Consider the following 7,044-nt stretch of genomic DNA (forward strand, 5'->3'; position numbering starts at 1 on the left):
TCGGATTCTTCTGTTGGACCACTGCCCGCAGGTCACGACAGAGTGGGACACGGTTCCGCCCAAGCCCCGTATCCCCGGGTGCCAACCCCTCTGGAGTCGCGTTGTACACCGCACACACCGACCGCTACGCGGACATGCCCTACCGGCGCACCGGACGCAGCGGCCTGAAGCTCCCCGCGCTCTCGCTCGGCCTGTGGCACAACTTCGGCCCGGACCGTCCCGTCGAGACCCAGCGCGCCATCCTGCGCCGCGCCTTCGACCTCGGCGTCACCCACTTCGACCTCGCCAACAACTACGGCCCGCCGCCCGGCTCCGCCGAGTCCGCGCTCGGCGAGGCGCTCAAGGCCGACTTCGCGCCGTACCGCGACGAGCTGGTCATCTCCACCAAGGCCGGCTACCTGATGTGGCCCGGCCCGTACGGCGAGTGGGGCTCGCGCAAGTACCTGCTGTCCTCCCTCGACCAGAGCCTGACCCGCATGGGCCTGGACCATGTCGACGTGTTCTACTCGCACCGCCCCGACCCGGAGACTCCCCTGGAGGAGACGATGGGCGCCCTGCACACCGCGGTGCAACAGGGCAAGGCGCTGTACGTCGGTGTCTCCAACTACTCCCCGGAGCAGACCCGCGAGGCCGCCCGCATCCTCGCCGAGCTGGGCACCCCGCTGCTGATCCACCAGCCGCGCTACTCCATGCTCGACCGCCGCCCCGAGACCAGCGGCCTCCTGGACGCCCTCGACGAGCTGAAGGTCGGCTCCATCGCCTACTCCCCGCTGGAGCAGGGCCTGCTGACCGGCCGCTACCTCGACGGCATCCCGGAGGACTCGCGCGCCGCGAGCGACAGCCCCTTCCTGAACTCCGACGCGGTCACCGGGGAACTGGTGGGCAAGCTGCGTGCCCTGGACGAGATCGCGAAGTCCCGCGGCCAGTCGCTCGCCCAGATGGCCCTGGCGTGGGTGCTGCGCGAGGGCCGCGTCACCTCCGCCCTGGTCGGCGCGAGCAGCCCGGGGCAGTTGGAGGACAGCGTGTCGGCCATCGGCAACCTGGACTTCGGAGCCGACGAACTGGCTCGCATCGACGAGATCGTCGCGCCGTAGGACGCTCAGCCGAGCCGCTCCTCCAGCCGGACCGTGACCGTGTCGCCCTCCTCCTTGCCGATGGCCTTGCGGAGGGCGGCCTTCACCGGCAACTTGTGCGTGCCGTCGCCGAGCGCCATGAAGGAGCTGCGGAAGGCCTCACCGTCGATGTGGCCGCGGACCTTGACCAGTCCACGGGTGCCGAAGAACTCGGCGGACTCCGGCCAGACCAGATACGTCCAGCCACCTTCGTTCGGGCTCTTGCGCAGCTCGGCGGTGAACTCTTCGTCGAGATCCCTCTGCGTGGTCATGATGTCCTCGCTCCCAGTGGTGTCGGTGGCCCGTTTCCAGGTAGACCCCTGGGCGCGACGGAACTCATCGCCGACCGCGGGCGGTCAAGCCCCGGCAGGCACCCGGTCGAGGAAACCGAACACGGACCGGATCCGGTCCTCGCCGTCCAGCGTGACCACGTCGGACCCGGCCACGGGCGCCGAGCCGTCGGCCTCGCTCACCAGTTCCCAGGAGAAGCGCGCCGTGTCGTGGTGCCCGTCCACGGCACCGGACAGCCGGAAGACGAAGCCCGGGAACTGCTCGTGCGCCGCCGCGATCACGGCCGCGATCCGCTCGTGGCCACGGACGTCGGCCAGGGGGTCGGTGTAGCCGCCGTCATTGGTCCAGGCCGCGGCGACCGCCTTGGCCAGCGCGTCCGGCCCGGCGTTCCAGGCCTCGAAGTAGCGGGCGACGGCATCCTCGTAACGGCGGGTGGGTGCGGACATGTCGATCAGCCTCCATCGTGGTGATACGCGCAGGTCGGGAACCGGATACCGGTCGCGGCGACCCGGTACCGCAACCATGCCCGCGGCCGTCCGCGCCGTCGATTACCCCGGGGGTCATGCGATCGCGCTTCCGGGCCCCGGAAGAGGGCGCGCCCGGGGTGATGAAGACGGGGACGCGCGCCGCGGCATTTCAGCCATCAAGTGCCGTGAATATGCCAGGAGACTGGCCGGAAATTCATGGTGACAGTGGTTCAGTAGTGAACATACTCACCTCAAGGGCGTCTCACACCATGCGACAGCGTCCTCACGCACAGCACACGAGCCGCACGGACGCCATGCCCGGCCTGCAGGCGGGCTGGGCGACGGGGGGAGGGGAGCAGTGCACGACGAGTTCCTGTGCCATGTCACCGCCTACGGTGTCTGCGACGGTCGGCGCATCGGTGTACCCCTGGGAACCTACCGGGCTCCCACCCTCGCCCTCGCCCTGTGGTGGCTGCGCGACCGCGCGTCCTGGATCGCCGAACGGCTCGATCCGCAGCCCGACACCCCACACTTACCGCGCGGCGCCCTGACTCCGGTCGCCGACGACGCACCCGACGTGCCGCGCGTCATGCGCGCCTGGTGCGCCGACGACGTCCAACAGGAGCTGGTCGCCGACGAGTTGGCTGCGGGGCGCCTGGTGCGCATCGCCACCAGCGACGACACCACCGAGTACGAACTCATGGCCGAGTCCGTGGACGCCCTGCGCATGCAGCGGGCCTCCCCACCCCTCGTCGTACCCGTCGCCTGAGCCGCCCGAGCACGGTCCGGCGGCGTCACCGGGACCGAGGAGAGGGCCCGCCGGTCCGCCGGCCCGCCCACCGCGCGAGCGACGCGCCGAGGAACCCGGTGACGAGCCCCCACGCCAGTGCGAGACCGACCGCACCCCACAGACGCGGCCGCAGGAACAACTGCCCGGACAGTCCGCCGCCCAGGTCGCCGATGCCGAGCACCGACAGGCCGTAGTGCGCGGAGAGCCGGCCGACGAGACCGATCGTGAGAACCGTCAGCGCCAGCGCCACGGCCATGCGCACGGCGTGCAGCCAGGCCGGCATCCGGTCCGGGGAGCGGGACGCGAGTAGGAACCCGGCCGCCAGGAGCAGGACCGCCGCGACCACCACGAGCCACCACATCCGCCCGTCGTGCTCGGCGAGCGTGCCCACGTTCAGCGTCGAGACGTCCGCCCCGCGCAGCACCTCGTCGAGCACGTGCGGCATCGGCAGCCCGAACGGTCCCTCCACCCGCCCGTCCCAGGTGGCACCGAGGCCGATCGTGAGCGCGAGCCACGCCAGATTCGGCAGACCGAGCAGCAGTACGGCGAAGGTGTCCGCGGGGTGTCCCCGCGTCCCCGCGACGACCAGCCCGACGAGGACGCCGCCGACGACGTACGCCAGCAGCAGCGCGACCATCGCGTACGCCGCCGGCCGCACCGACGTCTGCAGGCGCAGCAGCCGCCCGGGCAACGGGGCCCCGCGCGACACCAGCAGGGCCAGCACGAGCACCCCCGCCAGCCACAGCAGCCCGAAGAGGACGGTCAGCGGCACGTCCGTGGTGAAGCCGACCGTCGGAGTGACGCCGAACAGGTCGCCGAGGTCGTTCAGGACGCCCTCGCCGAGGGAGACCTCGAAGGTCTGGCGGGCGGCGAAGGCCAGCCCCAGGAGGGCGAGCAGCCACAGCACGGCGATCCGTGCGGCCCACCCGGCCAGCTCCGGGGCGCCGGCGACGGCCCGGTGGCGCAGCGGCCGCAGGAAGCCCCGCGCGATCACCAGCGCGCCGGTCAGCGTGACCGACAGCGGGAGCACCGTCAGCCCCGCGTCGGTGTCGGCGAACCCTCCGGCATCACCGGACACCTCCAGCGCGCCGCCCACGGCGGTGACGACGGTCGCCGTGACGACCCGGGGGAAGGCGTTGTCGGGCAGGTCCGTGGCCCCGGCCGCCCACAGCCCGAGCGCGGCCACGGCACCCATGGCGACCAGCCCGGCCAGCACCGTGACCAGTGCCTGGATCCAGCCGTGACGGGCGGCTGCCCGGCCGGGCGGGCCGGAGGGGGTTCGCGCACTCACGCTGCCACGCTATGCAGCACTCACCGGACGCGCCCGCCGACAGGGCCGTCCGCGTCGGCCGGCGTGCGGGGAGGGTGTGGGAGGGGGGGAGGGGGGCCGGCGTTCGGGGGGAGCGAGGCGGCCGGGAAGCGTGCGGGCCGGCGTCGGGTCGCTCGGCCGGGGCCGGGTCGTTCCGCCGGTGCCCGCGGCGGGACCCGAACTCCTCAGCCCGCCCGGACGACGAGGGCGTGGTCGCCCAGCCCCAGCAGACGGTCGGCCGACACCTCGCCCCGGGTGGTGAAGACCGCGAGGAGACGGCCGGCCTCCGGATCGAACGCCACGTCCAGGACCGTGCCGTGCTCGGCGCCCGCCTCGGTCAGGACCCGGCGGCCCAGCAGGTCGTGGCGGGGCGGGAGCGTGTCCGGCGCGGCGGTGGAACGGACCCGGACGGCGCCCGGGCCGACCGCGTGCACCGCGTCCCACGGCAGTACGGTCTCCCTGCGCAGACGGCTGCCGCGGAGCCTCACATGGCTCACCGCGCGGGACGCGATGTCGACGGTCAGGGAGGTCACGGTGCCGAGCGGCCCGGCCTCGGCCGGCGACACCACCGGGAGCCCCCGCACCTCCGTGAACAGCATCACGGCAGCGAGCCCTTCCAGTACCCGGGCACGCCGCCCACCAGGGAGGTGAAGCCCGGCAGGTCGTCCGCGACATGCCGTACCGCGTCCCCGGGCAGGACGAAGGCCCGGCCGGCGACCAGGAGCTTATCGCCGCGCGGCACGTACACCCGGCGCCGGTGCCGGGTCGGCCCCGGCAGGAACCCCCTGCTCGCCGCCACCCGGAAGCCGACGACCCATCCGCCGGTGCCGCCTGCCACCACGACGTCGAGCACCGTGCCGATCTCGGTCCCCGTCTCCGTCACCATCCTCGCCCCCAGCATCCGGGCCCGCAGGGTCTGCTGGTGCACCATCATGGCGGCGGCGGCCACCAGCCCCCGCCGGTCGCGGATCATCACCGCGTCATGGCCCAGCGCGTGCACGGCGGACCAGGGCAGACCCTCCTTCATCGGGCCGGACAGCAGTCCCCGCCCGGTCAGGGTGAAACCGGTGATCCGGCTCGCGGCGGCGTCGCATACGGTGTCCTTGACGTGGGCGACGGCATCGCCGCCGAGGGTGACCACCGGCCGGGTGGTGAGGCTTCGCGCGGTCATCAGTTCGCTCATCGCACACCCTTCCCGCACCCCCGGGTTCCCCGCGTCACTGTGACGATGCCCGCAGTTCGAAGACACGGGGACTGCGCGGCCCGACTCGGGGTACGAGGACAGGTGCAGCAGCGTCCGGCCAGTCCGGCTTCCGAGAGAGAAACGCATGACCGAGTACCTGGACGGGGCAGTGATACCGACTGGTTTCGACGTACCCGTTGAACCGCTGAGGCGGGCGGCACACTACTCCGGCGAGCCGGGATGTATAGCGGAGGCGCGTTCCTTCGCCTCGCTCTTCCTCGATCAGCTGAGGACCGAGTGGTGCGCGACGATCGGCCCGCGCGCCGACGGCGCGGTGCTGCTGGTGGTGAGCGAGCTGATCACCAACGCCGACCGCCACAGCAAGGGGCCGTACATCCTGGAGCTGGAGGGGACGGGCACCTCGATGGCGGTGACCGTCTACGACAGCAGCGGCGCGGTGCCCCAGCGTTTCCCCCGCGACCCCGAGCGCGTCGGCCGGCACGGTCTGGAGATCGTCCACGCCTTGGCGGAAGCGGTCGTCGTCGAACGCGTGCCGGTCGGCAAGCGGGTGCGCGCCGTGCTGCCCCTCACCGAATCGTGAACGTGCCGCCCGGCGTCTGAGTGCGGGGCACCACGTTCACGACTTCGCGCGTTCTCCGGGTCCTCACTTCGCGAGTTCTCCGTTCCTCGTCAGGCGCAGCCCAGCTCGCCCAGCATGCCCTCGCGCAGCCGGGTGATGATCCGCTTGATCAGCCGGGACACGTGCATCTGCGAGCAGCCGAGCTGTTCGCCGATCTCCGCCTGGGTGGCCTCCTCCACGAACCGCATGTGGATGATCTGCCGGTCGCGCTCGCTGAGCTCGGCCATCAGCGGGGCGAGGGAGTGGAAGTCCTCGACGAGCCGCAGCCCGTCCTCCTCCACACCGATGAAGTCGGCCAGTACCGACTCGCCGGTCTCGGACCCGTCCCCGGTCAGCGCGGCGTCCAGCGAAGACGAGTTGTAGCCGTTGGACGCGATCTGGCCCTCGACGACCTCGTTCTCGCTGATGTTCATCAGCGTGGCGAGTTCGGCGACGGTGGGCTCACGGTCCAGACGGGAGGAGAGTTCCTCTCGGGCCTTGGCCAGCTCCACGCGCAGCTCCTGGAGACGCCGCGGTACGTGCACCGCCCAGGTCGTGTCACGGAAGAAGCGCTTGATCTCGCCGACGATGTACGGCAGCGCGAAGGAGGTGAACTCGACCTCGCGCGTCAGCTCGAACCGGTCGATGGCCTTGATCAGGCCGATCATGCCGGTCTGGACGATGTCCTCCATGTCGTCCCCGCGACCGCGGAAGCGGCCGGCGGCGAACCGCACGAGTGACATGTTCATCTCGATCAGGGTGTTGCGCGCGTACTGGTACTCGTGCGTGCCCTCTTCGAGTTCCGTCAGGCGCTGAAAGAACTGGCGGGACAGCTGCCGCGCGTCACGCGGCGCCACGGTGCGGGGGTCCACGACACCCGGCAGTGATCCCTCGCCCGTCCTGCTCCCGGTGGCCTTTTCGACAACCTGCGCTTCCGGCCGGATCACGGCGGTCTCCATTACCTCTCCCACGAAAGTCACGGTTCGACGTCTCCCTAGGTTCTTCCCGCTTGCGGGTACCCGGGTCGCGGCGGCGCATGCCTCCCGAGTTCACGGGTGGCGAATAATCGGTGCCGCTGCGTCATCGCGGGGTGCTGTGTCCCTCATCAGGGTAGTCCCGTGCGCGGCGGCCGGCACCCGGCGGGTTCCCCCCAGTTTCCCTCTGGCCAGTTTCCCTCTGGGCGGAACGCCGGCCCCTTCCGTCGCGCGACAGGACTCCTAGGCTGAGGAGGTGACCAGCCACGTGCCGAACGAAGCCCGCGTCATCCCCCTGC

General features: G+C 71.7%; 9 protein-coding genes. 3 read left to right on the forward strand and 6 right to left on the reverse strand.

Annotated features, from left to right (window positions below; translation table 11 throughout):
* The first annotated feature begins 101 nt into the window (after nt 1–101).
* Nucleotides 102–1,094: an L-glyceraldehyde 3-phosphate reductase gene (gene mgrA / locus EBH09_RS33935; RefSeq protein WP_121750643.1), complete on the forward strand. Its 993-nt coding sequence runs from the start codon at nt 102–104 to the stop codon at nt 1,092–1,094.
* Between the two features lie 5 nt (nt 1,095–1,099).
* Here mgrA and EBH09_RS33940 read toward each other — a convergent pair whose 3' ends face one another.
* Together EBH09_RS33940 and EBH09_RS33945 are read right to left on the reverse strand one after the other, a co-directional pair.
* Entirely contained in the window at nt 1,100–1,384 is a 285-nt protein-coding gene (locus EBH09_RS33940) for a DUF1905 domain-containing protein (protein WP_121750644.1), read from the reverse strand.
* Nucleotides 1,385–1,468: 84 nt separating this feature from the next.
* Nucleotides 1,469–1,849, reverse strand: coding sequence for a nuclear transport factor 2 family protein (locus EBH09_RS33945; RefSeq protein ID WP_121750645.1), 381 nt, complete (start codon nt 1,847–1,849; stop codon nt 1,469–1,471).
* Nucleotides 1,850–2,228: 379 nt separating this feature from the next.
* Between EBH09_RS33945 and EBH09_RS33950 the strand changes: the two genes are divergently transcribed.
* A complete protein-coding gene (locus EBH09_RS33950) occupies nt 2,229–2,639 on the forward strand; it encodes a hypothetical protein (protein WP_121750646.1) in 411 nt (136 codons plus the stop codon).
* Between the two features lie 25 nt (nt 2,640–2,664).
* On the opposite strand, the gene EBH09_RS33955 is transcribed toward EBH09_RS33950, so the two are convergent.
* The 3 genes from EBH09_RS33955 to EBH09_RS33965 all read right to left on the reverse strand — a co-directional run bounded on the left by EBH09_RS33955 (nt 2,665) and on the right by EBH09_RS33965 (nt 5,152).
* On the reverse strand, nt 2,665–3,951 hold the full coding sequence (locus EBH09_RS33955; RefSeq protein ID WP_193776678.1) for a streptophobe family protein: 1,287 nt from the start codon (nt 3,949–3,951) through the stop codon (nt 2,665–2,667).
* A 203-nt stretch (nt 3,952–4,154) separates the two neighbouring features.
* Nucleotides 4,155–4,571 carry a PRC-barrel domain-containing protein gene (locus EBH09_RS33960; RefSeq protein ID WP_121750647.1) on the reverse strand — a complete coding sequence of 139 codons (417 nt, stop codon included), beginning with the start codon at nt 4,569–4,571 and terminating at the stop codon, nt 4,155–4,157.
* The gene (locus EBH09_RS33965) at nt 4,568–5,152 is read right to left on the reverse strand and encodes a PRC-barrel domain-containing protein (RefSeq protein WP_121750648.1); all 585 of its coding nucleotides are present in this window, start codon (nt 5,150–5,152) and stop codon (nt 4,568–4,570) included. The genes EBH09_RS33960 and EBH09_RS33965 overlap by 4 nt, the downstream gene beginning before the upstream one ends.
* Before the next feature lie 145 nt (nt 5,153–5,297).
* Between EBH09_RS33965 and EBH09_RS33970 the strand changes: the two genes are divergently transcribed.
* Nucleotides 5,298–5,753: an ATP-binding protein gene (locus tag EBH09_RS33970; protein ID WP_121750649.1), complete on the forward strand. Its 456-nt coding sequence runs from the start codon at nt 5,298–5,300 to the stop codon at nt 5,751–5,753.
* Nucleotides 5,754–5,842: 89 nt separating this feature from the next.
* On the opposite strand, the gene EBH09_RS33975 is transcribed toward EBH09_RS33970, so the two are convergent.
* Nucleotides 5,843–6,730: an RNA polymerase sigma factor SigF gene (locus tag EBH09_RS33975; protein WP_121750650.1), complete on the reverse strand. Its 888-nt coding sequence runs from the start codon at nt 6,728–6,730 to the stop codon at nt 5,843–5,845.
* Nucleotides 6,731–7,044: the final 314 nt, after the last annotated feature.

This window comes from Streptomyces sp. E2N166 (genome assembly GCF_003671715.1).
GTDB lineage: Bacteria > Actinomycetota > Actinomycetes > Streptomycetales > Streptomycetaceae > Streptomyces > Streptomyces thinghirensis.